Here is a 25,517-nt window from a genome sequence, read left to right on the forward strand (position 1 = left end):
CGGACGAGCCGGGAGTTGAATCGAAATGCGGTCTGCCGAGTTCTGGGATTATTTCAATAAGGTCGCCAGGCCTCGCCTGGCCCGCCGCGCCGACAGCTTCGCCAGGATATTCGAATACCTCGATCGCCTTGGCCATCCCGTCGAGATAGTCGAAACGGGTTGTGTTCGCCAGATAGACAATTGGTCGGGTGACGGTCAAAGCACCGTATTGTTCGACAAGTACGCGGAGTTTCATCCGGGCTCGACGCTACTCTCAGTTGATGCTGACCCCGCGGCCGTCGCCACCTGCAAATCGTTAGTCACCCACGCACAAATACATACCGGAGACAGCATTGCGTTCCTTGAAGGCTTGGTCCGCCAAACTTCCCCCAAGCTCGGCTCACTCGATCTGCTGTACCTGGATTCGTACGATGTAAACTTGGACGATCCGTTACCGAGCGCCAACCATCACCTCAATGAACTGCTAGCCATCGCACCGCTCCTTCGGCCCGATACGCTCGTGGTCGTCGATGACTCGCCCATGTTTGTTCTTGGCGTGCCGAGCGCAGACGGCCGCATAGCACCGATCCAATCGCCCGCAATTGGTGGCAAAGGCCGATCGATTGCCCGCCATGCGGCCAGCGTTGGAGCTGAAGTCTACTTCTATGGCTACCAATGCGCCTGGTTCGGGTTCGGACGTAGTTCGGGTGATTCAGCGAAGCCGCGGCCGCTCGATAGCGGCTCGGCGCTGCGCTCGCAGGTTGAGGCGGCGATGGGGAGCCCAGCACCGGTAACGGCGCATCATGATTCTGACCGCGGGGTCACATCGGCTAGGAATCGGGACAGCCCCAGAGACTCGCTCGCGCGTATCGAGCCGGCGGCGCTTGCGATGCGAATGGCAGAAGCCTTGTCTCGTCCGGACCGTGCCAGGTTGATTTGGCGTTTGCTGGAAACTGAGTCCGAGGAGGTCAAGTTCAACCGCCACAGTACCTGGTGGACAGGCTTGACGTGGGATCACGTCATCTCGGAGAACTTGTTCGTTCATGGTGGATTTCAGGAAGCAGAAGTGCGTGCCATCTTGAGATGGTTGAAGAACTGCGGATTGCTTTCGGCACGTCGCAACGTCGTGATCGACGTTGGTGCAAATCTCGGAACCTTCACGATCCCGTTCGCACAGCAGAGCGACTGCCGAATTATCGCAGTAGAACCGGTGCCCGAGCTCTTTGATGTTCTCCGGCGGAACGTTGCCGCTAACGGCCTGGATAGCCGGGTGACCTGTGTTCACGCGGCGATTTGCGCAGCCGATGTGGAGCGTGTGCGGTTGATCGTTCCCAATGGTAACAGTGGAGCGGCGGAGGTTTGTCGCGATGGAAGCAGCCCCAGCTGGACCGATCTTTATTCCGTGCGCAGCGTTGTCGAAGCTCCCACCAAAACGCTGGCGCATCTAATCAGGGAACTCGAGATCGAACCGCGTAGCATCGCCCTCGTCTGGAGCGATACTCAGGGCTGCGAGGCGGATGTAATCAATACCGGAGCGGAGCTCTGGAGATCGGGGGTCCCACTGTTTGTCGAGTTTGCGCCGCGGTTCTTTCCGGAAGCCACTCGTCAGTTGGTTGAGATCGCCAATCAACACTTTAGCCAATTCATTCCTGCGGCCAACCTGATAACCGACGCCGGCGCCACCGCCTACCCGGTCGTGGAGCTCGAAGCATTCAGCAACGCTCTTGGTCCTGATGGAAGTGATGCATTGCTCCTGCCTGAGAGTCTCGACCCATCCACGATAGCAACGCTCAGAGTCAAATGACTGGGAGGGTACAGCCTCTTGACCCATCGTCACGGCAGCCGTTGTTGCTCTTTTACAACCAGCCTTTCGGAGTTGCCGACCCGGCCGAAATTATCGATTGCGGCGGAGCGGCCGCGATGACGTCAGATCGAAAGCTCCTTCCCCTCGCTACGGCGCTCATTTTTCATATCCCTACACTCCGCGGCATCGACTTGCCGCGGAAACTCCCATCTCAGACGTGGGTAGCATGGTCGATGGAGAGCGAGGTGAACTATCCGGAACTGGCCGATCGCGCGTTCATGCGAAATTTCGAGATTACGATGACTTATCGGCGCGATGCGACGGTGTGGTGTCCATACATACAGCCCGAAATGGCTCAGACGGTAATTGTCGCATCGAAGCCAAAGACCGAATCGTCACCAGTCGTATACTTCAGATCCAGTCAAATCGATCGATGCGATCGGACTTCATACGCCGCTGAACTAATGAAGCGCGTCAAGATAGATTCTTACGGACATGTGCTGCGCAACAAACCCTTGCCTATGGCTGATACGGGCCGCGCTAGCCTGATGGAAGTGATGGCGCGCTACAAGTTCGCGCTCACCTTGGAGAACTCTATCGCCGAGGATTACGTTTCTGAGAAGTTCTTCGAGGCCTTGGCAGCCGGCGCCGTGCCCATATACCGCGGGGCGCCGAACATCGACATGTACGCTCCCGGCGAGAACTGCTTCATCAATGCACGTGACTTCTCCAGTCTGGAAGAATTAGCTGCGCATCTCAACAGGCTGGACGAGGATGATGAGGCTTACAGCCAGCATCACCAATGGCGCCGCGCGGGGGTGCGGCCGCAATTTCAGGCATTGCTCGATCGCGTGCGAGAACCACCGTTTCGGCGCCTTTGCCATTTACTTCAACGAAATTGACGAGCGGCAAGGCCGAAGCAGTGACTACCGCACGACAACGCCTTCTCTATGTAACCCCAACCATGCCAAAACAGTCCGGCAACGGCCTGGCTATGCGTGCGGGCGCGATTCTTGAGGCCCTCGCCTGCCGCTTCGACATACACCTGAGGGTTTTGCCCGTAGCCGGGCTGCCAGATTCCCCTTCCGATTTTGTGCGGCGGTTGACGATCTCGGTCGAAGTCCTGGACTTGGTGAAGAATCTCGACCCGTTGTTCGGGTTGATCGATCGCGTTTCTGATCCGGATGAGCGTCATCGGGCGAGGCTCGCCTATCCGAAACCCCACCTCAGCCGTTTCTGCCACAGCGGGCTTGCACTAGACTTATTGGCGGCGGGCCGGCGGCTCGATGTCGCCGGCTTGCATGTGATGCGGCTCTACCTTGCCGCCTTGGCGGAACCATTCCTACGCCAATCTTCGGAGGCTCGCGCCTGCGTGATTGATCTCGATGATGACGATTCGAAGACTTATGAGCGTCTCGCGTATCTCCAGTCGAAACTAGGAAAGGACGACGCGGGCGAAGAAGCCGCCGCTGAATCGCGGAAGTTCGCGGCTCTGGGTAATCTTTACATTCCGCGATTCGATCGCGTCCTGGTCAGTTCCGAAGTCGACTCTCAGCGCATGGTAAAGCGTTTTCCAAACGCGCAGATTGAGGTTGTCCCGAACTGCTACCCGTTGACAGAAGCGGCGGTCTCGCCTGCGTCCTTGGCCTCCGGCCCGCTCAGGCTGCTTTTCGTCGGTTCCTTTGGCTACTTTCCTAACGTCGATGCGGCGCTTTACTTGTGCGGCGAGGTTCTACCTGCCTTGCGCGAGTTGACCCGGCGCGAGATCGTCGTCGACCTGGTGGGCACCGGTGACGCTTCGCCGTTGCGTGCAGTGCTTCGCTGCCCGGAGGTCCGAGTGCATGGATTCGTTGAAGATCTTTCGTCTGTCTATGCGAACACCGACGTAGTCGTGGTTCCGCTGCGCGTCGGCGGCGGCACACGGATCAAGATACTCGAGGCCTTCAGCCATCGAGTTCCGGTGGTGACTACGACTCTGGGTATCGAGGGCTTAGACGCCGTCGATGGCGAACACGTGCTGTGCGCGGACGATGCGCAATCTTTTGCCCGATCGTGCTTGAGCTTGAAAGAGAACGGTGAGTTGTCAGTCAGGCTGGTCGAATGCGCGTACCAACTGCTCAATCAACGCTACACGCAAAGGGAGGTATCTTCAGCAGTAATGCGGGCATGGGAGGCGGCTCTGGGCAATCGAGCCGTGAGGCCGATACAATCCCGCAGGTAATCTTCTCGTTCTGGCCGGGAGGTTTTGGCTATGGATGGGCCTTCGCGCCGTAATCCGGTAACGATCCCAGGTTTGGAGATCAACGCTGTCGCTGATGGCTATATCGTCTATCAATCCGACCTTGATCGGGTCCATTACCTGAATCAGACCGCGGCGCTGATTTTAGAAATGTGCAATGGGCGTAACGCTGAGGAGGATATGCCCGAACTGCTGCGAACTGCCTACGATCTCCCCACCGCACCGATCGAGGAGGTTGCCGACTGTCTTGCAGCATTGAAGAGGGAGGGACTCATTAGCTGAGGTTGGAGCATTGGGCTCCGATGGCAGAAGTAAAGGATTGCAACTATATCGCGCCCGCGCTAGATAGTACGCGCAAAGGCGCAAACTCTAGGGGGATCGAATCGTGGGAAAAGGCGACATACCGGAAAAGCTTTTTGAGAGCTTTGATGAATCCCGGCGCTCCTTCCTCCGGAAATTGATTTTAGGCAGCGCGTTTGTCCTGCCCGCGATCACTTCGTTTTCGATGAACGGCCTCGGAGTCGGTGAGGCTTCGGGCGGAGTTTCCAACCAGGTTTGCGGCTCCTACGTTTCGAATCAGATACTTGATTGCAGGGCACCGAAAGCAAAGCCGCAGAACTTCAGCAATTGCGATTTTGCGGGAGCGGATTTGTCGAATCAGGACTTCAGCTGCCTGGTATTCGACGGCGCAAACTTCGCAGGCGCTGATCTCACGAATACCGATCTATCGTACGCCGTTCTGACAGGGGCTAATCTCTCGGGAGCCATCCTGCGAAACGCCAACCTTACTGGCGCGAACCTGGCGGGCGCAAATCTTTCCGGCGCCAGCATCAAGGGGGCAAACTTTAAGAGCGCGAACCTCAATGGCGCGAATTTTCTGGGCGCAATTTTGTTCTGACGGAGTCCATCACAGAAATCTCGCGCTCACGGTCTCGCGAGCTACCCGCTGCTTCGATCAAAGTCGTGATTGCTTTTGCATGACGCAGGTACTTGCCTTGCTCGATGCCGTGCCTCTTGAGTTCTCGGTGCCGGTCCCCGGATTGGACAAATAAAATCAGTTTTTTGACCCCCCCGGCGGCAGTTTGTAATGAGCGTCGCGGCCCGATTTCGAGAGCCTCCACTTTGGCGTTTCTATTTGTTCGGATGTGCGCGAAGTGCTCGATGGGGTCTTCGTCACGCGCGCATAAGTCAATGAAATCGGGCCTTTTCTGATCTTAAAGCAAATCGCGCCGGTCCTAGTACGAGTCCCAGGTCCAGCGTATCTGCCATTGCGCCACTCTCGCGTGATGAAAAACAATATTGGAAGTGTGCGTTGATCTGAAGTCGATCCTTCGGCAACTGATGTTCGTTGCGGCTGAGCCTGGCCGGTGCCGCCGAGGTTCCATTATCGCGTCGGACCGACAATTTGATAGTAGGGACGTGGCTATCAGGCTAACGTGAGACGCTGGAGCGCGGGAGAATTTCGATGGGTAAACTTGAAGGTAAAGTTGCTGTGATCACTGGGGCGGCTAGCGGGCTTGGACGTGCGAGCGCCATTCGCTTTGCGGCCGAGGGTGCGGCCATCGTTGCCGCTGATCTCAACTCGCAGGGCGGCGAGCTGCTCGTGTCCGAAATCGCCGCGGCCGGCGGACGCGCCGTTTACCAGCGCACCGACGTTACCAGCGAGCAGGACATCAAGTCGCTCATTGATCGCGCCGTCCGCGAGTACGGACGCCTCGATATCACTTACAACAACGCCGGCGTCATCGGCGCGACCGGCTCGATCGAAACCACCACCGAAGCCGAATGGGACAAGACCTTCGCGATTCTGCTCAAGGCCGTCTTCTTTGGTATCAAGCATTCCGCGGCGCCGATGCGCGCCGCAGGCGGCGGATCGATTATCTCCACCGCCTCGATCGCCGGTTTGTCGGGCAGCTTCCGCCTTCACGCCTATAGCGCATCCAAGGCCGCGGTGATCAATCTCACCCGCACGGCTGCGATCGAGCTGGGCAAGGATAAAATCCGGGTCAATTGCATCTGCCCGGGCGTTATCAGTACGCCTCTCGTTCACGGCGGAATTCCTGGCGGCAAAGAGACGCTCGATCCGATGCTCGGCAAGGCCCAGCCTCTTCAGCGAGCGGGACAGGCCGAGGATATCGCCAACATGGCGATGTTCCTCGCGAGCGACGAGGCGAACTGGGTCACCGGCGCCGCGATGGTAGTTGATGGCGGGTTCACCGCCGGCACTCCGTTCTCGTTGGGCGGCGTGGATCAGCAACTGTCCGCCGGCTACTCGGGTCCATCGTTCCAGCGCTAGCGCGCGAGCGTTTTCGCCACCGCGATGCAGCGCGCACAGCCCGCCGATGCGCTGCCGCAATCGACGTTAGGCATTGGTCGGCACATCACGCCGCCGCAATTGACCGATCACCCACGCCTCGCCAACCTTTTTTGAAGCATCGTCTTCGGATTCACATGGGCGGGGGGCGTCATGTGGTTTTACGGTCTGTTCTTCAGCGGCGAGCATATCGCCAACGCGGTTATCGTTGTCGCCCTGGTTTCATTCCTTGGCCTGGGCTTCGGGCAGATAAAGTTCGGCCCGGTTCAACTCGGGATAGCGGGGCCGCTGTTCGCCGGAATCGCGCTCGGCCACTTTGGATTCAGGGTGAATTCCGAGCTGCTCGGATTTGAGCGCGACTTCGGCCTGATTCTCTATGTCTATGCAATCGGGATCAGAGTCGGGCCGGGATTCTTCGCCGCGTTCCAGACCGACGGCGCGATACTCAATCTGATCGCGGTTTCGATCGTCGTGATGGGGGCGCTGACGGCCGTCGCGATCCATTACATAGTCGGCCTGCCGCTCGAGATCGTTGCCGGCCTTTTATCGGGTGCGACCACGAATACTCCGTCGCTGGCCGCCGCGCAGCAGATGCTGCAAGTGCTGCACGCCGGACCGGACCGTATCGCGAAGACCGGTCTTTCCTGCGCGATCGCTTATCCGTTCGGGATCGTCGGCGTCCTGCTGGCAATTGGCATTTTGCGTTCACTTCTTCGCGTCGATGTCGATGCGGAAGCGGAGCGATTCAAACGCCAGCAGTCGGGCGACCATCTGCCGCTTGAGCGAATGTGTATCGAGATTCGGAATTCGGCGATTGCGGGAATCTGCCTGGCGCAGCTCCCCGTCTTGCAGGGCGTGGTGATAAGCCGCGTGCTGCACCAGGGACGGCAGCATGTCGCGGCGCCGAGCGACATCTTCGAGATTGGTGATACGATTCTATGTATCGGGCCGCGGCCGCAGCTCGAAAATCTGTGCGCATCGTTCGGTGTCGAATCGAATCTCAGGCTCAACGAAATGGAGAGTCCGCTCCGCGCCCGCGACATGCTCGTGACGCAGCGAAATATATTTGGCCGCCGTATCGCCGATCTGCATATTCGTGAGCTTCACGGAGTGACTATTACCAGGCTCAATCGCACCGGGCTGGAGTTGAGTCCGACGGCCGATACGAAGCTGCACTTCGGCGACTACCTGACCTGCGTTGGCGAGGACGATCAACTGCAACAGGTTGAGCAACTGCTCGGCAATCAGACCAGCGCGCTCGAGAATACTCAGATCATTCCGATCTTCATCGGCATCGCGCTCGGTGTGCTGCTGGGAGGCATGCCAATTTCGATTCCTGGCGTTCCGGTGCCGCTCTCGCTAGGGCTGGCTGGCGGTCCGATCGTCGCGGCGATTATACTTTCGCGAATCGGAACAATCGGTCCGCTCAGGTGGAACATGTCGCCCGACACTATCAACACGATTCGCGACTTCGGCGTCTCGATTTTCATGGCCTGCGTGGGAATCGATGCGGGCAAGAGCTTTGTCGCAACGGTAGTGAACGGCGACGGACTGCTATGGATGGGCACCGCCGCGATCATCACCGTCGTTCCGATCTGCATCGCAGGCATCGCCGCCCGCACTATCCTCAAGCTGAACTACCTGACACTGTGCGGAGTCCTCTCAGGCAGCATGACCGATCCTCCCGCGCTCGCCTTCGCCAACGCGCTCGGCGAATCGCAAGCGCAATCAACTGCATACGCCTCGGTGTATCCCCTGACGATGGCCTTGCGCATCCTCACGCCGCAGATCATCCTGGGCATTCTCTGGCACATGAGTTAATGGGCGATAACAACTAGTTATGAACGGAAAACACGCAGCGACCCTTGCGATGTTAGGCTGGTGCCTCATTATGCCTCGCGCAATTCCGGGCTCGTCTTGGCCCGACGTGAAGCTCCCGTTTTCGCGATCGATGAACAATGTAATCAGACGCTCAATCGGCATCTCGACTTCGCAAGGAAATTCGAGCGCATCACGCGTGGGATGGACAATCCTGGACCGGTCCGTATGTGGGAGAAATCACTCTGCATCTCCGAAGAGGACGCACGTCTCAATACAAGGTAGACGATCTATTAGCGCTCTTAGCGCGAATAACGCGGACCACGATTGATCGCGAGCGGCTTGCTCTCTGCACTGGGTCGGCGCTAATCAGGTCTCATGCCACGCCGAGGACTCTCAGACGCCGACAGTCACATCATGGAGCTGCCGGATTTTCTCACCGCCTACGCTGACCCCGCGATTCGCGAGCGGATGCCGCGGCTCCTGCCCGTCGGCACGCTCGACGCGACGCTTGCCGGATTGCCGCAGGAGGGTGCCGCGCGATGTCATCCGCCGGAAGTCGTTGCGGAGCGACGCGCGCTTGGTGATCAGATCCTGCGCGGCCCGAAATGGTACGAGGCGCTTGGCGCCTTCAACTGTGCCGAGCGCGGCCAGGTGCTCGACCTGCTGGGAATCGATCGCCAGATCGTTTTTTCATCGTTCGCGGCGGCCGTGCTTTTCGGATGCACCGATCGCGAGGTTCGCTACGGCGCGGTGCGCGCCTTCAATCGTGCGATGCGCGCCTTCGTCGCCGACGAGCCGCGCCTCGTGGGAGTAGGGGTGCTCATTCTTGACGATCCCGCGCGCTCGGCGACTGAACTCGACCAGGCGCTGGCTGAGGGTACGCGTCTCTTCATGATGCCGTCGGATGCGCCCGGCCGCTCGCCGGGGCACAAGGATCACGATCCGATCTGGGCGCGGCTGGCCGAGGCGCGCGCGTCGTTCGTGCTGCACGTCGGCAGCAGCAAGCTGTCGATCGATGCTGAATTCATGAACGACGGCTTCAATCGCAAGACGGCGCGCGGCGGCGCCGAGGTCGTCGGCTCCAAGGACATGACCTGCATCTTCCATTCGGCGGAGCGCTTCATCTCGGTGCTGATTCTCGACGGCGTGCTGGAGCGCTTCCCGGCGCTGCGCGGCGGATGCGTCGAGCTGGGCGCGGGATGGGTGCCCTCGATGCGCAGGAGGCTCGACCAGATCGTCGCGGTGTGGGCCAAGCCCGAGCCGCATCTGCGCGAGATGAAGCGGCAGCCCTCCGAGCAAATGGACGATCAGCTCCGGTTCACGCCGTATCCTTTCGAGGATGTCGGCGAGCTGATTGAGCAATCGAGCGATCGCCTCTACATGTTCTCGACCGACTATCCGCACGCCGAGGGCGGCCGCGATCCGCTGGGACGTTTCGAGGCGAGCCTCGAAGCCCATCCGGATTCTACCAAGGAGCGTTTTTTCAGGTCGAACTTCCACGACCTCGTGCTAGACTGAGTTGCGCTCCTGCTATTGGACTGTTAGTCGATTCGTGCTAACAGTCTGACGGGGGAAAGGCGCATGAAGAGCGCGATTCGCGGTCTCGCTCTCGCGACAGTCGTTCTTACATCGTTGCTTGCACTCGGGGGCGCGGCCAGCGCCGATCTGGCCGATCAGAGCGCGACGAAATTTCTCACCGCACTGCAGCACAACGACTTCGACGCGGCGTCGAAGGTCAGCAGCGACAGGATGCGGGCGGCGATGCCGCAAATCCAGTCAGCGTGGCAGCAGGAGACTGCGGCTTTCGGGCAATTGAAATCGTTCGAGATAACCGATCGCGCGAGCGCGCAGGGTGAGCAAGTCCGGATCGTAAACCTCACTTTCGAGCGTCCGAGTGGATTGGCGGCGCAAATTGCGGTTGACGGCCTCGGCAACGTCTCGGGGATTTACTTCGTCGCGGCCAAGGCGTCGCCCGAGGCGGCCGCGGAATCCAAAAAGCTCGCCGACGACCGCGTCAACGAGATGCTCAAGGCGCTGCAGCAGGAGAACTTCGATGCCGCCGAGGCGCATTTCGACTCGCAGATGAAATCGCTCTTCGGTCCGGCCGCTTTCGAGCAAGCATGGAAGGAGCGAACCGGCTCGCTGGGCGATCTCAAAGCGTGGCGGATTGCTCGGAGCGCCGATAACGGCGGAATCGCGGTGCGGGTGGTCAATGTCGATTTTGCGAACAAGTCGAAAGCCTTTGCCTTGAAGATCGCGATCGACTCGTTGGGTGAGATCAGCGGGCTATACTTCGTCGATGCGCAATCGGAGGCGGCGGCTAGTTCCAAACCTCCGTCGTATATCCGCGCAGCCGCTTTTACTGCGCGCGAAGTGGAAGTAGATGGCGGCGGCGCGGCGCTGGGCGGTACGCTTACCATTCCGAATGGCAATGGGCCGTTTCCGGGCGCAGTGCTCGTGCATGGATCAGGGCCCAACGATCGCGACGAGAATTTAGAAGCGAATCATCCGTTTCTTGACATCGCCGAAGGGCTCAGCTCGAGCGGAATCGCGGTTTTGCGGTACGACAAGCGGTCCAGGGTACATCCCGAACTGTTAAAGGGTACCGTCCAGACCGAAGTGATCGATGATGCGGTTGCGGCGGTGGCGCTCCTCAAGCATCAACCGCAAGTCAATCCTGCCCGCGTGTTCGTTGTCGGTCACAGTCTGGGCGCACTGCTCGCGCCAGAGATCGCGTTCCGGGCCAAGGCTGCCGGCGCGATCATGCTCGCCCCTCCCGGACTTCCTCTCGAGGACATAATCGCTCGCCAGGCTCGATACCCGTGGGTGTCGCCGCAAGGAATCCCGCAAGCGGACGAGAGCGCGCGCCTGATCAAGGCCAAGGCGCTGGCGCCGAACCAGCCCGTGCCGGGGATGCATGAGACTGCGGGGTATTTCTATGATCTCGACTCGCGAGACGAGGTTGGCTACGCGCGCAAGCTCGGCAAGCCGATCCTGATTCTTCACGGGACGCGCGATTTTCAAATCGTGGACGAGGATATCGACGTTTGGCGCAAAGGCCTTGCGAGTACGCCCAACGTCAGGATCGACGAACTGCCCGGGTTGAATCACCTCTTCATCGCGGGCACCGGCAAGCCAGGTCCCAACGAATACATGGTCCCCAGCTACGTCGCGCCCGAAGTCATCGCCAAAGTTTCCTCTTTCATCGAGCAGTAAGAACCGAGCCTGCCGCTCCAGCCGCAGCCTTTTCTTTAAGCGCGACAAGCATACTTGCGCATGCTAGTCTTTGCCGGATGCGACCTGCTCAAGGAGGCAGAATAGAGCGGATGGTTTCTCTCACCAACAATTCGCGCCGAGCGATTTCGGCGCTCTTGATCCATAGCGTTGCGGGCCTAGTCGGCGTCGCGTTCGCCGTTGCCCTGACCGCATCGGTCGCGCGCGCCGAGAGTTCAAGCGCGGCAGGATCGAAAGTCGTTGCAACCGTGGGCGACCATCCGATTACCGAGCAGCAGCTCGACGATAAACTCAAGCCGGAAGTCGCGGCGCTCCGCGCGCAATACGAACAGCAAGTCGAGCGCATGATCGAGCAGCGCTCCGAGGAGATGAAAAAGCAGACGCTGCAGGCGATGGCCGATCAGTATCTGCTCGAGCAGGCCGCCAAGAAGGACCAGCTCTCGGTCAACGATTACCTGAAGAAGCAGTTCACCGGTAAGGACGGCGTCACCGAGGCGCAGGCGCAGAAGTTCTACGATGGTCACAAGCAAGCCGGCACTCCACCCTTCGCGCAGATCAAGGACGAGCTGATCGCCGACATGAATCGCGACGCGCTGCTGGAGCGCCTGCGCAAGCAGACGCCGATCAAGATCCTGCTCGCGCCCACGCGCGTCACCGTGAACTTCGCGGGGCATCCGTCGATGGGTTCCGCCGATGCGCCGGTGACGATCGTCGAGTTCACCGACTTCCAGTGCCCGTTCTGCAAGCGCAGCGAAGACACCGTCAAGCAGATTCAGCAGAAGTACGGCGACAAGGTCCGCCTGGTGCACATGGACTACCCGCTGTCGTTTCATGCCCACGCGCTCGATGCGGCCGAGGCCGCGCGATGCGCCAATGCGCAGGGCAAATTCTGGCCGTATCGCGACGCGCTCTTTGCCAACCAGGGCAAGCTCGCGCCCGCCGATCTGAAGGCCACGGCGAAGCAGCTCGGGCTCAATACCAAGCAGTTCGATGCGTGCTTCGACTCCGGCAAGTATAAGAAGGATATCGAGGCCGACATGGCGCAGGGCAACAAGCTCGGAGTCGACGGGACGCCCGCGTTCTTCATCGACGGCCGCTCGCTGGTCGGCGCGCAGCCGCTGCCGAGCTTCGCCGAGATTATCGACGACGAGCTGGCATCGAAGGACCAGAAACAGGCATCGGCGCATTGATTTCACTGCGGATGTGTCCGATCGAAACAGTCGTTCAGCTTGATTAAACTCGGGCTTTGCACGTAACATTTCGATTGGTTCAGGCACGCGTGTCTCACCCATTCGAGGACTTCGGAAGCAATGGCGATCACTTTTCCATCGACTGACTATTTCACTCAGCTCAAAACCCAGATGGAGGCGCAGGCCGAGAAGTTCAAGCGCCTCGGCTATATCGACACGACCTTCGCGATCTCGGTCGGTGCCAACGGCTCGATCCGCAACTTCATCCTCGAGTTCGAGGTTTTCGATCTGAAGAATGTGCGCGAGGTTCCGACGGTCGATCTCAAGCACGTTGATTTTCAGATCGAGGGCGACGCTCCCGTGTGGCGCGAGATGATCGAGAACATCAAGCGCAACGGCCAGGCCGATTCGAGCCACGACATCAACACGCTGACCCACTTCGGCGAGCGGCTCAAAATCCGCTACGACGATCCCGACGGTCACGACAAGCTCTATCGTTTCATGGAATCGATCCAGGAGTTCTTCGACCTCTCGAGCAAGGTCGACGTCACGTTCAACTAAGCGCGGAGGCGCGGACCGATGGCATATCTGGCGACCAATAATTATCTCGAGGACAAGAACTTCATCGACAAGTGGCTGTACACGATCAAGTCGGGCGAGCTCGACCTGTCGTGGATGAATGCCGCGACCGAGAAGGTGCAGCCCAAGGAGGCGAATCCGCGCCGCGGCCTGACCTATCGCGATCTCGATCTCGGCACCTACGGCTATACCGATATTCCTGAGAAGCTGCGCCGCAATCGCTCATATGCGCCCCGCGGTGCCGAGATTCCCGATGGCGTGCCCGATGCGCAGCCGTGGGTATCGCGCAAGAGCGAGCTATGGGCTTTCAACACTGAGAGTTATTACGAAGAAGCCGTCAGTCGTCAGTGGAACGCGACCACCGACATCCCGTGGGATCGCCTCGAAGGCGCGGAGCTGCCTGAGAACATCGGTAAGGCTCTGTCGCAGCTCATGACCTTCCTGACCGAAGTCGAGATGATTGCGACCGATACGCCCGCGATGTGGCTGCCGCGTCTCAATCCCGATTTTATCGAGGTCCGCTCCTTTATCGCCGCGCAGGCGATGGACGAGGCGCGTCACGCCGAGGTTTTCCGCAAGCGCGCGCTGACGACGGGATGGGGCCTGATGCAGGCGAGCCCGATGAACGAGATGGCGCTGAAGCATCTGCGCGACGCCGATTCGTTCAGCGAAATGTCAGTCGCGCTGCATCTCGTTGCCGAGGGCAACGTGCTCACGATGTTCCGTTTCAGCGAGTACCTGTCGCCGACCGATGTCGACAAGCGCATCTTCCGCCTCGTGATGCAGGATGAAGCGCGCCACGTCGGCTACGGCATGCAGCACTTCAAGTACGTACTCGAGCACTTCCCCGAAAAGCGCGAAGTCCTGCACGCGCATCTCGATGAAGCCGAGAACATCTCGTTTGCCGGCGCTGCGGCGACCGAACTGACCGAGTCGTTCATCATCCTCGCCGGCGGTGGCCTCAAGAAGGAGAACATCGAGGAAGGCATCAAGATCACCACGATGTTCAACTTGAAGCAGATGCAGGAGCATTTCGAGCGCCTCGACAAGTGCGGGATGCCCGAGCGGCGCGAGCGCTCCAAGCTTTTCAACATGTATCAAATGGGCGTCGCGGCCGCGGAAGCAGCCGGAATCAAACTGAACTAGGTATTAGCGCGTGGCATTTTACGCAGACAAGGATTACACCGAGGACGCCACCGTCCTCGAAGCCGCCAACCGGGTGATGCAGGGGCAGCTCGGCCTCGAATGGTACGACGCCAAGACCGAGAAGGTGAAGGGCAAGCCCGCGGATCACAAGCGCGGACTGACGTACACCGATCTCGATCTCGGCAGCTACGGCTTCAGCGCGATTCCCGAAAACGTGCGTACCAGCCAATCGATGGTTTCGCGCGGCAGCGAGAAAGTCGGCAAGCTGCCCGACATGGGCTACGTCGTGAACCGCAAGTCCGACGTATGGTCCGACAATGTCGCGGCGCTCTATGAGGAAGCTAAGGCGCGGCGCTGGGTGCCGGCCACCGATATCCCATGGACGGAGCTGGCGCAGAAGCCGCTCGCGCCCGAGATGGAAGCGGCGTGCGCGCAGATTTACACATTTCTGCAGGAGTGCACGTCGGTCACGCTCGATTTTCCGTCGCGATGGGTCCCGCTCATCAACCAGGATTTCCTCGAGCTCAAAAGCTGGATGTGCGCGCAGATGCTCGACGCATCGCGGCTGTTCGAAGTCTTCCGCAAGCGCGCGCTTTATGGCGGCTCGGGCCTCAAGCGCGCCAGCGTCTCGGCAGAGCAGGGCCTCAAGGAATGGTTGTGGGCCGATCTGTATCCGCAGGGTTCGGTGTCGATAAACCTGGCGCTGGGAGGAATTCTGCTCTCGATCTGTCGTCAGGTCGCCGCTTTTGCGCCTAGCAACGTCGATCACAGGATCATGCGTTACGCGATGCAGGATACGGCGCGGCAGGTTTCCTACGGCTCGGGCCAACTCCGCTACTATGTGTATCACCGGCCGCTCGAAATCCCCGCGATGGAGCAATACATCGAGGACGAAGAGCACGTGATCCTCGCGATCCTCGGATGCCCCGAAGTGCTGGAACCGCTGATCATCATTTCCGGCGGCGGCCTCGACGCGGCGCAGGTCAGGGCAGGACGTATCGCGGTGATGAAGTTCATCCGCCTCGCGGTGCAGGAGTACCTCGAGCGAATTTCGGCCGCGGGCCTCAAGGGCCATTCCAAGCGCAGCCGGCTTCCGCAGGTCGTCGATCGAATCGAAGGTCCCGCATAATCGAGGCCGGATAAAACCTTGAAGACAAAAGGCGTCGAATGCTCGGCGCCTTTTGTCTTTCAATCTAGATTCATCGCAGTGAGGGGCAGTTTCTGCCCGAAGGCTAGTTGCGCGCCAGCGGCTGTGGCCCCTGAGGGTGGCCGTGCGTTGCCACGCGCCGTCTATGGTGATGACGGTGAGGATGGCTATTCGCGGCGACCGCCAACGACGTCAACGACCGATTCTCCGGACACCATGGTGCTCCGTTCGCGCCGAATCCGTTGTAGGGATAGTTGTCCCCATTTACCAGATTGGGGGAAACGGGCGTTATCAGGGCAGCCTCGCCATTCTTGGTATTCGGATCAAGATTGTTACCCCGGGTCGGATCATTCACCGCATCGGACGGAACAATGTAAGCCAATTGGTCCAATCCCGATGGATAGGCATCCCAGGTGCCGTGATTGTAAATCGTGTTACCAGTGGTTGGATCGTAAGGCGAGCATCCCGAAGCCGAGTCGGGAACATAGCTGCCGTCTGTGATGCGAATCGTATAGAGCGAGCAGCCGTTCTTCGGGCATGGATAGAAATGCTCGTTGGTCGGGCAGGCTGGATCTTTAGGATTGATCGTGCAGTTTCCGATCGGCGATCCGCCCTGCGCATTCAACTCAGTCTGCTCAATCTGGAGAAAGAGCATCCCGCTGGACGCATCGTAATAGAATTTCGTCGGGTCAAGCGTCGCCGGCATGTCCGAGGGCGAAGTTATCTGTACTCCGGTTAAGGTGATTACTGAGCCCTGGCCCGGTTGGCCTGAACCGCTTGGCTCCGCGGCCGGGCATCCGGCGTCGGGATCGATGTTCGGGTAAAAGACCGGGGCCACTCCGAAATAGGTATTGTCGAGCTGTCCACAGTAGCGGGACAGTGCGGGAAGGCCCGACTCATTGGCCTTCGAGAGATCGGCCCAATCGGCAGTCAAAGTCGAAGGATTGCCAGTTGGAGAGCCATAGGATTTCCGTCCCTGCAGCACCTGGAACGAACTGAGCCCTGCGGGATGATGCCCGGCTTTGTCTTCAAAGCAGACTCCCATCCGAATCGAAAAAGGTGAATGGGTGCCCGCGGAATTGACCGGCAGCACCGCATCGGTGAAGCCTATCGAAATGTAGGGGCTCGCAGGTGTACTGCTGCTGGTCGAATTTATAAACCCAGGGAAGCCGTTGGCGCTGGCCAACGTATAGCCCAAGCCACTTTCGACTTTTGGCTCATAGGCACCTTGCTGGTTACGCCCCGTGAGGATCATGCAGCCGTGGCCGATCGCACAATCCTGGGTTACTGGAGTCCCAGCGTGCGGACCCCATTCGTAGGTTGTCTGGTCAGTGAGGTCCACGCCCGGGTAATCGATTTCATCCTTGGTCAGCGTTACCAAATCGTCGTTGAGAAATCCGGCGGTGCCATTACTCTGCAGGTTGCCTTTGAGATCGGTCACTTCCAGCGTGGCATAGGAGCCCGCCGACATCATCGCGGTCTGGCGGCCTTCGCCGGTTTTGCTGCCCCCGGACGGGGTGGTGACCGCGTCCTGCAGGCCCTCAGCATGGCATTCGTCGGCCGAGTCCGGCGGCGTCGCGCCGGTCACCAGTTGATCAGTCACCGAGTTCACCGGCAAATTGTTGAGCGATATTGGATAACGCCCTTGTGCGGCCAAGCTATGGCCTGACGGGTCGATTACTCCATAGCCGGCGAGAGTCCCGTCACGGTCAAGGACAGCAGTATTCTTGTCACCATCGACGAAGTTCGCGAGGTTCACTTGCTGGGTATATACCTGGTGCTTGAAGTCGACATTATCCCAGGACAACCCTTCGCTGCTTTGCGTCGGCGGATAAACATTGACATTGGATTGGAACCAGGCGATCGCGGCATCGCCTTCATAGATCGCGAAGCCTTTGTAGTTATTTGGTACGGCCGAATTGTAGTTACTCAGGTTGGATTGGTCCGCCTTGGTAAGTTCAGTTAAGGGATTCTGCTTGAAGTTGACGAAGCGAATATTCTTCAGCCGGGCCGGTCCGTCGTAGAACATAACCCCGCCAAGATTCCAGTTCGGGGATGGATAGCCTTTATTCGCCGCGGGATTCGTTGGTAGATAGGGTTCGGTCACGCACCCAGTTTCCTGTCCACCTTGGGGCTTGGGGTTAAAGCACTGACTAGGTCCGAAGCGATCGGGATTATTCTGGCTGATGCCGACGATCACCGAGTCGCTGGTTAGACCCCAGACCCCGGGCGCGATTCCCTCTGGACCACCGCCAGTGACCATGGAAAGCGCGTCACGGTTGCCCGCCAGCCGCGCGTTCTGGACGTGGTACCAGCCCGGTCGGACCCAGATGCCCCGATCGCGGATGCGCGTGGCAGTAATTCCGTTAATAAACGCGAGCAGATCGGCACCACCGACGGTGCCGCCTTGATGTGGTGTCGGATTAACCTTGGGATAGGTCGAGCCGTTGACCACATTGCCGAGGTCATCAACCGTCAGCAACCCGTATTGGCACCCATGAGTCCGATTGTTGTTAAAAGTGCCAAAGGGCTGGAACTGGCTAAAGGTACTTTCCTCGTACCAGTAGCCGACCCCGCTGCCTTGGCATCCGCCGATCGAATTGCCGCTAAAGCTATTATTTGCGTTACTGATCCAGAAACCAGAGGACGGACCGTTGTGCGGCACCGAAGGATCTTCGGTGTAAGGAATATTGAATTCGTCATAGCTGAGCGGTCGCAACGAATTCGACGCCAGGTTGTCCCCGCTCCAAAACAGGGGCTTTTCGGAATTGGAAATCGCCAAGGCGTTATTCATCGCGCCGAGGCCAAGGTTGTCTGTAAACGTATTGGCGGTCTCTTGCCCCGACTCCAGGTAGAACATATGGCCCACGATTCGCGCACAAACGTTGCCCGTAATTGCAACCCCATCGCTCATGTGGACCGTGATGCACTTGTTGTAGCTGTGATGAATACTGTTGTAGGCGACTAGCGGGCCGCCCTGAGCCACCGGAGGTACCTTGCCTAACATGTGGAAATGAATTGGATATGAACTGAGCTGGTCCTTGCCAAATTCCTCGAATTCAGCCCCTTCGATTTTCACCGAATTGGCTGCTGCCGCCCCCGGCAGCAGGCGGATTTCGCCGCCCCAGTGGATATCGCCGGCCACTCCCGTGTTGCCCTTATTGGTCCAGACCACCGAGCCGTCACTGACTGTTCCACCCACGGTTGTCGGAAAGCTCGGTATTGCCGTGCCGGAAGTGCCCGCCGTCGCCTGGAACAGGAAGGTCTGAGCCGTTTGGCCGGTGCTGGCAGTCTCGACGATCGTCGCCCCTGCTTCGTAGCGGGCTCTCGCCTCCCACGCTTGGCGACCGCTCAACAGCACGGTGCGGGAAATCAAGCCGACCTCGGCCCGTTCATCAACGCCGTAATTGAAGGTCGCATTCGCACAGAACGCGGCCGGCTCCACTGTCTTGCCATCGCCCGCGACGCATCTGCCAGTGGCTGCGGATGGCGCTGCGCCGCCGAAATGATAATGAACTAGTGGAGTCTTCAGCATGATGGTGTCGTTCCCATCAACGCCGGTGCTGATCAGCGCGATTTGGACAAACTCGGCCTCGTCGTCCGCATAGCCAGTGCCTCCCACGACGATCCAATCATTCTGAGCCCAGCCCGATTTCCCCTGGATTGCGAGCGTCGTCGCGCTGCCTGGACATTGCGCAGTGCTGCCCTGCACTGGGGCTGCGAGGCCATTTCCGGCGCCATAGGTGTTGGTCGGCCCCGCAGGACAACGCAGATAAGTCCAGCTGGTTCCAGGATTGGCCGCCGTGCCGCCCAGGACGGTTGACAGTATGCCATTCAATCCCTCGAGGCCGGTGGTCAGTTGCCTATTGGTTGTAGTGGTCGATTCGATACCCTTGGCGCCGACGATCGATAACGTTCCTGAAACGAAGCAGATGCCCTTGTTGAAAAGCGAGGCGTTGTCGGCGCTGTTAGCACCGCAGGTTAAAGTTCCTGGGTTGGTTCCGTAGAAATCCAGCTCGGTAAGATTGGCCTCGCTAATCGGACAAGAGGTTGCGCCGACCTGCAGCGTTCCGCCATTGACGATTATGTTGCCAACCTCCACTCGCCTGCTGGCGTTCGGAAAAGCCAGGGCCCCGCCGCTGCTGATCGTGATCGCACCCAGCGGCTGGCTACCGCTCACCCGCGTAAAGTTGGTATCGACATAAACTGGCGTGCTGATCGTGCATGAGCTGCCCGCTCCGAGGCAGGCCGTGATGGTCGAGAGCTTGGTGTAGCTGGAAAGATCGCAGTCAGTCGCCGCGCCTGCTCCAGCCGGAATCGCGAGCAACGCGAGCATCCAGACCAATTTCAATCCAGGGACACACGAGCGTAATCGCAGCATATTTATACCGCCTCAAGACGTGGCCAAATCGATGCTCTGTGCTATCCAGAGCTTTGTGTGATCCGGGGTTTCTACTTTGAATTCTGTTGCCAATTCGCTGGTATAGCGAAAATGGCCGTGTCTGGCTACGATTTAGTCGTTCTCGGTGACCTTTCGTCAGCAGCAATCACTAGTAGCGGGCGTGTTTTATCAACCGCCCGCCGGTCCACCAAACGCTGCTGGAAGCTAGTCACCGATCCGTTGGCGATCCTTGGGCAACACCAGCCGCCGCCACTTTTGTCTTTCATCCGGGTTCGCGAGGACGAGAGGCGGATGGCGGGACTAGGCGCGAGCCTTTGACCGCCGGAGCCATTCGTCGAGAGAGATGCGACCGAGCCGCGCTTCGCCGAGCGGTATCAGCGAGCGCTCCTCGACCAGACCGCCGAAGTAGCGAGCCTCGGGATCGCACACCACCTCCCGCGGATCGCAGACTGCCTTCAGATAGCGGGCGATAACTTCGTTGAATGGCGCTCGTTCCGGGCCGGCGATCTCGACGATGCCGTTTCGCGGGGCTGCGAGCGCAACATCCGCAACGATCGGAGCAACATCGTCCGCCGCGATAGGCTGGAACAAGCCGGGCGATATTCTGACTTTGTTTCCATCGGCGCCTGAATCCGCGATGCCGCCGAGGAATTCCATGAACTGGGTCGAGCGGATGATCGTGTAGGGGATGGCGGACGCCTTTAGCAGTCTTTCCTGGGCGACCTTCGCCCGGAAGTAGCCATTGTCCGGCGTCCGGTCAGTGCCGACAATCGAGAGCGCGACATGGTGCTGGACGCCTGCTGCGGCCTCCGCCGGATGAAGGTTGCGGCCTGAAGTCTCAAAAAATTCCAGCACCGCCTTGTCTTGAAATGAAGGCGAATTGGCAAGATCAATCACCACTCGCGCGCTAGCCAAGGCTTCTTTGAGTCCCGCGCCGGTAACGGTGTTGACGCCGTTTTTGGGCGAGGCCGCGATGACCTCGTGACCGCGTTGACGCAGGATAGGGGCGGTCTTCGAGCCGATAAGTCCGGTGCCGCCGATAATCACGATCTTCATGCCTTCGCCTCCTCGTAGATCATTGGAGTCCCACGATCGCACCCTGAGCCAGGTCTGGGGCTCGTTTTCTTTTGCCAAATCCGGAAAAACGGAAGTCAGGCAAATCCATTATGGAGCCGAGACTCCGGATTTCGCGCCGCGCTGTTTGCTATCGCAGAGCCTTGTGGCACATTGGATGACGGTCGGGGCGCCATCGTTTCCATGGCAGCCAATGTTCAAGCGCTAACCGCGGAGCAATTTCAGCCAAGCTTCTGGCGGCGCTTCGTTCTCCCTCCCGATCCCAGCCAGCCCAGCCGCGTGTGGCATACGTCGCCCGCGATCGACATGGCCGCGTATCACTTCAGTTGGATCTGGCTATTGATTCCGTTTCTGCTAACCGGTTGGGACGACCTGCGGTTCTATGTTTACGCCGTAATGATGGGCGCGAACCTCGCGCATCGCCATTACGGATTGCCGTATGCCTACCTCGACGGCAGTGTATTTCGCCAATACCAGCGGCAGCTGACCTGGTTTCCTTTGTTGTGCATCGCGCTCTTTGCCGCGACGCCGTTGTTCGTGATCCATGAGGATCGCGGCTCGCTGCTGAGCCGGATACTGATTGGAATTGTGACCTTCTCGCTGCTTTGGAATATCTGGCATACCTACATGCAGAAGTTCGGCATTCTGCGGCTGTATCTGGCCAAAGAACCCGCGGCCGCAACGAAGACGCCAGGATGGGTTGATAAGTACTTTCTACTTTGTTGGATTCCGCTCTACTTCACTTACGCGGTCCCAAAAAACAAAGAGCAACTTCTCGATTATGGCACCGACCTCTATGACGTGCTCTCCGCGGTAGTCGCATTCATGGAGAAGTACGAAACGCTTCTCCTGATACCAAGTATATTGATCGCGGCGGGTGGAGTTGGACTCTGGCTGTATCATGAATGGCGCACGCAGCGACTTCGCAATCGCGCACGGCTCTCGGCTGCGATCGGAACGACGCTGATCTCGACCGCGCTCTTCTGGGCGAATCCAATGAATGCGGTTATCGCCTTCGCCTTCAGCCATGCCGTTGAGTACATGGTCTTCGTCTGGGCGTTCCAGCGGCGATTCTACAATCGGCCGCGGCAAGCACCGCCAGTGATGCAGCGGCTGCTCTCGCATTCGCTCTCCTGGTACTTCCTCTTCACGGCAGCGTTCGTGGCGATTGGATTCTTCCAGGTGCTGTGGGGCTACAAGTTTTTCGTCGATGCAGATCCTGTTTCATTCCTCGGTCTGAGCGGCGCTCGGTGGTATTTCTATTACGCGGTATTCGAATCGCTGGTGCATTTCCACATGGACGGTTTTCTGTGGAAGATGCGCCGGCCCGAAGTCCGCAGCTTCGTCTGAAATAAACGCGAACTTTGCCTGCCCCTGCGGCAGTTCTCCGCCGACCAAACTTGTGTTGGCTATGTGGGACTATTAGGCTCGGACGAGAGCATGTTAATCAGGCAGATGCACCTTCGCAGCGCAGGTTTCACCACCGATCGGCTTAAGGCGGACCTTGGAGAATGAAACCCGAGCGTTCTGACTCCCCGCCGGCAGGGGGGCCCGCTGGCGGGGCGCCCGATTCCGCGCGCGCCTTGCTCGGTCTGTTCGTCGAGAACGTCCGCGATTATGCCATCTTTACCCTCGACTCGGCCGGTCTGGTCACGAGCTGGAACATCGGGGCAGAGCGAATAAAGGGTTACACCGCTGATGAAGTCATCGGCAAACCCTGGTCGATTTTCTACACCCCGGAGGATATCGCGCGCGGATGGCCCGCGGAGGTGATGCGCCGCGCCAAGACCGAGGGGCGCGTCGAAGACACGGGTTTGCGGATGCGCAAAGATGGCACCCGCTTCTGGGCGCGGGTGGTTCTCAGCGCGAACTACGATGAAAATCACGTCCTGCGCGGCTTCATTAAAATCACGCAGGATATCAGCGAGCAGAAGCGCGCCGAGCAGGAACTGCGCGAGAACGAAGAGCGCTTCCGTGCCTTCTCAGAAAATTTTCCAGGCTTTCACTGGATCGCGGACTCAAATGGCCGCTTCCAGTTTGCCAATCGGCACTTTCAACGCGAACTGCGTTTGCCGGCCGGCGGATTCGTAGGCAAAAGCCCCGAGGAGCTCTTCGAGCCCGAAACTGCTCGCGTCATGCTCCAGGGCAACCAGATCGTGCTGGCGACTAACGCCCCCTTGGTCCAGACCGAAAGCCTCACGAGCTCGGGCTCAACCCGCCACTTCCTGGTTAGCAAATTTCCGATCCGGATCGACGGACAAACCTTGATCGGCTGCGTGTCGTTCGACATTACCTCGCGGATCGAGGCCGAAGACGAGCTGAAGCGGATGCGCGAGGAGCTGATCCGGCAGGAAAGGCTCGGGTCCATCGCGCAGCTTTCGTCCGCCCTCGCCCATGATCTCAATAATACGCTCAACGCCATTTCCCTGCGGCTGTGGACGATCAGGGAAAATGCGAATGCGCCCTCGCGGCCTCAAATCGACAAGCTGAGCGAACTGCTGGCGCGCGCCGCGGCCAGCGTAGCGCGTCTGCAGACATTCGTCAGGTCGCACCGCGAGCCGCAGCTTCAGCCGCTCGGTTTGAACCGCGTCATCCAGGAGGCAGCCGAGGCTGCCCGTTCGACCTTTACTCAACGAGGGGTCACTATCGATTTGTCGCAGGTGCATGCGGATTTGCCGCCGGTCCTCGGGCTCGGCTCCGATGTCGAGCAGATTTTTACGAATCTGTTCACCAATGCGCACGACTCGATGCCCGACGGCGGCATGGTCGAAGTGAGTGCGGAGATCAATCAGGGGCAAATCGAGGTCGCGATCGCCGATCGCGGGACGGGAATTCCGACCGACAGTCTGGATAAAATATTTGAGCCGTTTTTCACCACCAAGCCCAAGCCAAGAAGCGGGCTTGGACTTTCATTTGCCGCCAGCGTGATGGCGCGAACTGGCGGCAGTATCGGCGCTAGTAACCGGATCGGCGGCGGCGCCGTATTTATGTTGATCTTTCCTGTCGCTCGTGATTATCCGAGCGAGCGCGCCATTTTTACGCGTGAGCCGCCGGTTGGCGCAATGCGCGTCCTTGTCATCGATGACGATCATGACAATCTCGACAGCATGAAAGACGCGCTCGAGTATCGTGGCTACGCGGTGTCGATCGCGTCGGGCGGCCAGGATGCGCTGGAGTTGCTGCGCTCGGGTGTCCAGTTCGATGCGATCATCTGCGATATCGGGATGCCTGATATGAACGGCTGGGAGGTTGCCGAGAAGATTTCCGACCTGAAAATTCCAGCCCGGTTGTTCATGCTGAGCGGATGGGCTAATGAAGTCCCGCAAGGCGATCCGCGCCGCAAATTGGTTGTAGACGTACTCGCAAAGCCCATCAACCTCGAGCGCATCGACCAGGTTTTGCGATACAGCTGAGCTGAAACCTTCGCTGTACATAAAATGACGCGTGCCCGAAAATGATTTTCCGTCCGGCCAACTCGACTGGTGTAGGCATCGAATGCCCTCCGATCCAGCTCGCATAGTTGCTTTGTTGTCGCCCTTCACGCCCAGCGTTCCCGCGCGCATCTGGGTTAAGAACGCCGATGGAATCTACGTCTATGTGAACGATCGTCTGGTGGCCGATTTCGACATACCCCGCGAGCAATGGATTGGATCGAGCGACGAAGAGCTTTTCCCGGAACTCGCGCGCGCGTTCAGAAGGAACGACCTCGCGGTACTCACGAGCGGCCAGCCGATCCAGACGACGGACCTGGTGATGCGTCGCGGCGGTCGCGAGTTCGCCTTCGTGCTCCGCTTTCCAGTCGACATCGACGGCGAGCGACATCTCGGCGCCATCGCGATCGATCTCACTAGCGAAATCAGCGGACTCTTCGAATTGCAGAAGGTCCAGGAGCAGCGCTACTCGAATGAACGGCTGCGCGCGCTCGGCGAGCTCGCCTCCGGGCTCGCGCACGACCTCGGTAACAATCTCAACGCAGCCCGGCTCAGGCTCGACATTCTTCGCGCCAAGGCCGATCCCGATCTGGTCAAAGACGTTGATGCGGCGATCAGATCGATCAACGCGGCCGCCGACCGCGTGCGTGGGGTGCAAAATTTCGTCCGCGAAGGCCAGCAGGGCGAGCCTCGCTCGATCGATCTCAGCGTGCTGGTCCGCGAATCGATCGACATGGTCGATGTAGTCATCAGGGTGCCGACCGTGCTAGGCGGTCGAATTCGAATCGAATGCCTGTTGCCGGATGCGCTCCCGCCAATTTCGGGACTGGCTACAGAGCTGAAGCACGTATTTGCCAACCTGTTGCTAAACGCGCGCGATGCGATGCCGGAAGGCGGAACGATAACGGTCAGCAGCACCGTCAGCGAGGCAGTCGAAATTGTCATCGCCGATGAGGGCGAAGGAATTCCGACGGAACATGTCGAGTCGATCTTCAAGCCGTTTTTCACTACCAAGCCGAGCGGCAGCGGACTCGGCCTCTCGATGGCGAAGGATGTGATGACTCGTCTCGGCGGGGGCATCAGCGCACGCAATCGTGCTCAAGCGGGCGCCGAATTCGTGCTGCGCTTTCCAATCATAAATTCCTGAGCCTCGATGC

General features: G+C 59.2%; 18 protein-coding genes. 16 read left to right on the forward strand and 2 right to left on the reverse strand.

The genetic code is table 11. The features are described from left to right. Positions 1 to 25 precede the first annotated feature (25 nt). The 13 genes from VMA09_00530 to VMA09_00590 all read left to right on the forward strand — a co-directional run bounded on the left by VMA09_00530 (position 26) and on the right by VMA09_00590 (position 15,435). Positions 26 to 1,783 carry an FkbM family methyltransferase gene (locus VMA09_00530; protein ID HUA32061.1) on the forward strand — a complete coding sequence of 586 codons (1,758 nt, stop codon included), beginning with the start codon at positions 26 to 28 and terminating at the stop codon, positions 1,781 to 1,783. Next, positions 1,780 to 2,685 (forward strand): glycosyltransferase family 10, encoded by a 906-nt coding sequence (locus tag VMA09_00535; GenBank protein ID HUA32062.1) that lies wholly within the window; start codon positions 1,780 to 1,782, stop codon positions 2,683 to 2,685. The genes VMA09_00530 and VMA09_00535 overlap by 4 nt, the downstream gene beginning before the upstream one ends. A gap of 62 nt (positions 2,686 to 2,747) precedes the next feature. Further along, positions 2,748 to 4,004: a glycosyltransferase gene (locus tag VMA09_00540; GenBank protein HUA32063.1), complete on the forward strand. Its 1,257-nt coding sequence runs from the start codon at positions 2,748 to 2,750 to the stop codon at positions 4,002 to 4,004. Between the two features lie 30 nt (positions 4,005 to 4,034). Next, positions 4,035 to 4,304, forward strand: coding sequence for a PqqD family protein (locus VMA09_00545; GenBank protein ID HUA32064.1), 270 nt, complete (start codon positions 4,035 to 4,037; stop codon positions 4,302 to 4,304). A gap of 103 nt (positions 4,305 to 4,407) precedes the next feature. Then, a complete protein-coding gene (locus tag VMA09_00550; protein HUA32065.1) occupies positions 4,408 to 4,920 on the forward strand; it encodes a pentapeptide repeat-containing protein in 513 nt (170 codons plus the stop codon). Between the two features lie 567 nt (positions 4,921 to 5,487). Beyond that, complete coding sequence (locus tag VMA09_00555; protein ID HUA32066.1) at positions 5,488 to 6,318, forward strand: SDR family oxidoreductase; 831 nt, start codon at positions 5,488 to 5,490, stop codon at positions 6,316 to 6,318. Between the two features lie 171 nt (positions 6,319 to 6,489). Then, entirely contained in the window at positions 6,490 to 8,157 is a 1,668-nt protein-coding gene (locus VMA09_00560) for a putative transporter (GenBank protein HUA32067.1), read from the forward strand. A 375-nt stretch (positions 8,158 to 8,532) separates the two neighbouring features. After that, positions 8,533 to 9,675, forward strand: coding sequence for an amidohydrolase family protein (locus VMA09_00565; GenBank protein HUA32068.1), 1,143 nt, complete (start codon positions 8,533 to 8,535; stop codon positions 9,673 to 9,675). A 63-nt stretch (positions 9,676 to 9,738) separates the two neighbouring features. Next, positions 9,739 to 11,373, forward strand: coding sequence for an alpha/beta fold hydrolase (locus tag VMA09_00570; GenBank protein ID HUA32069.1), 1,635 nt, complete (start codon positions 9,739 to 9,741; stop codon positions 11,371 to 11,373). Between the two features lie 110 nt (positions 11,374 to 11,483). Continuing rightward, positions 11,484 to 12,581, forward strand: coding sequence for a thioredoxin domain-containing protein (locus VMA09_00575; protein HUA32070.1), 1,098 nt, complete (start codon positions 11,484 to 11,486; stop codon positions 12,579 to 12,581). A 120-nt stretch (positions 12,582 to 12,701) separates the two neighbouring features. Beyond that, the gene (locus tag VMA09_00580) at positions 12,702 to 13,142 is read left to right on the forward strand and encodes a hypothetical protein (GenBank protein ID HUA32071.1); all 441 of its coding nucleotides are present in this window, start codon (positions 12,702 to 12,704) and stop codon (positions 13,140 to 13,142) included. A gap of 18 nt (positions 13,143 to 13,160) precedes the next feature. Further along, complete coding sequence (locus VMA09_00585) at positions 13,161 to 14,306, forward strand: hypothetical protein (protein ID HUA32072.1); 1,146 nt, start codon at positions 13,161 to 13,163, stop codon at positions 14,304 to 14,306. Positions 14,307 to 14,316: 10 nt separating this feature from the next. Further along, positions 14,317 to 15,435 (forward strand): hypothetical protein, encoded by a 1,119-nt coding sequence (locus VMA09_00590; GenBank protein HUA32073.1) that lies wholly within the window; start codon positions 14,317 to 14,319, stop codon positions 15,433 to 15,435. 103 nt (positions 15,436 to 15,538) lie between these two features. On the opposite strand, the gene VMA09_00595 is transcribed toward VMA09_00590, so the two are convergent. Then, positions 15,539 to 19,789, reverse strand: coding sequence for a G8 domain-containing protein (locus VMA09_00595; GenBank protein ID HUA32074.1), 4,251 nt, complete (start codon positions 19,787 to 19,789; stop codon positions 15,539 to 15,541). A 366-nt stretch (positions 19,790 to 20,155) separates the two neighbouring features. After that, positions 20,156 to 20,911 carry an SDR family oxidoreductase gene (locus VMA09_00600; GenBank protein HUA32075.1) on the reverse strand — a complete coding sequence of 252 codons (756 nt, stop codon included), beginning with the start codon at positions 20,909 to 20,911 and terminating at the stop codon, positions 20,156 to 20,158. Positions 20,912 to 21,112: 201 nt separating this feature from the next. Between VMA09_00600 and VMA09_00605 the strand changes: the two genes are divergently transcribed. From VMA09_00605 to VMA09_00615, 3 genes are all read left to right on the forward strand, one after another. Further along, complete coding sequence (locus tag VMA09_00605; protein HUA32076.1) at positions 21,113 to 22,279, forward strand: hypothetical protein; 1,167 nt, start codon at positions 21,113 to 21,115, stop codon at positions 22,277 to 22,279. 161 nt (positions 22,280 to 22,440) lie between these two features. Then, on the forward strand, positions 22,441 to 24,342 hold the full coding sequence (locus VMA09_00610) for a PAS domain S-box protein (GenBank protein ID HUA32077.1): 1,902 nt from the start codon (positions 22,441 to 22,443) through the stop codon (positions 24,340 to 24,342). 82 nt (positions 24,343 to 24,424) lie between these two features. Next, positions 24,425 to 25,507 carry an ATP-binding protein gene (locus tag VMA09_00615; protein ID HUA32078.1) on the forward strand — a complete coding sequence of 361 codons (1,083 nt, stop codon included), beginning with the start codon at positions 24,425 to 24,427 and terminating at the stop codon, positions 25,505 to 25,507. Positions 25,508 to 25,517 lie beyond the last annotated feature (10 nt).

Source organism: Candidatus Binataceae bacterium (assembly GCA_035508495.1).
GTDB lineage: Bacteria > Desulfobacterota > Binatia > Binatales > Binataceae > JASHPB01.

Coding starts and splice junctions, on each gene's coding strand:
- VMA09_00530 (HUA32061.1), top strand. CDS start 26: ATGCGGTCTGCCGAGTTCTGGGATTATTTCAATAAGGTCGCCAGGCCT.
- VMA09_00575 (HUA32070.1), top strand. CDS start 11,484: ATGGTTTCTCTCACCAACAATTCGCGCCGAGCGATTTCGGCGCTCTTG.
- VMA09_00565 (HUA32068.1), top strand. CDS start 8,533: ATGCCACGCCGAGGACTCTCAGACGCCGACAGTCACATCATGGAGCTG.
- VMA09_00615 (HUA32078.1), top strand. CDS start 24,425: ATGCCCTCCGATCCAGCTCGCATAGTTGCTTTGTTGTCGCCCTTCACG.
- VMA09_00600 (HUA32075.1), bottom strand. CDS start 20,911: ATGAAGATCGTGATTATCGGCGGCACCGGACTTATCGGCTCGAAGACC.
- VMA09_00610 (HUA32077.1), top strand. CDS start 22,441: ATGAAACCCGAGCGTTCTGACTCCCCGCCGGCAGGGGGGCCCGCTGGC.
- VMA09_00605 (HUA32076.1), top strand. CDS start 21,113: ATGGCAGCCAATGTTCAAGCGCTAACCGCGGAGCAATTTCAGCCAAGC.
- VMA09_00585 (HUA32072.1), top strand. CDS start 13,161: ATGGCATATCTGGCGACCAATAATTATCTCGAGGACAAGAACTTCATC.
- VMA09_00560 (HUA32067.1), top strand. CDS start 6,490: ATGTGGTTTTACGGTCTGTTCTTCAGCGGCGAGCATATCGCCAACGCG.
- VMA09_00595 (HUA32074.1), bottom strand. CDS start 19,789: ATGCTCGCGTTGCTCGCGATTCCGGCTGGAGCAGGCGCGGCGACTGAC.
- VMA09_00540 (HUA32063.1), top strand. CDS start 2,748: ATGCCAAAACAGTCCGGCAACGGCCTGGCTATGCGTGCGGGCGCGATT.
- VMA09_00570 (HUA32069.1), top strand. CDS start 9,739: ATGAAGAGCGCGATTCGCGGTCTCGCTCTCGCGACAGTCGTTCTTACA.
- VMA09_00555 (HUA32066.1), top strand. CDS start 5,488: ATGGGTAAACTTGAAGGTAAAGTTGCTGTGATCACTGGGGCGGCTAGC.
- VMA09_00545 (HUA32064.1), top strand. CDS start 4,035: ATGGATGGGCCTTCGCGCCGTAATCCGGTAACGATCCCAGGTTTGGAG.
- VMA09_00535 (HUA32062.1), top strand. CDS start 1,780: ATGACTGGGAGGGTACAGCCTCTTGACCCATCGTCACGGCAGCCGTTG.
- VMA09_00580 (HUA32071.1), top strand. CDS start 12,702: ATGGCGATCACTTTTCCATCGACTGACTATTTCACTCAGCTCAAAACC.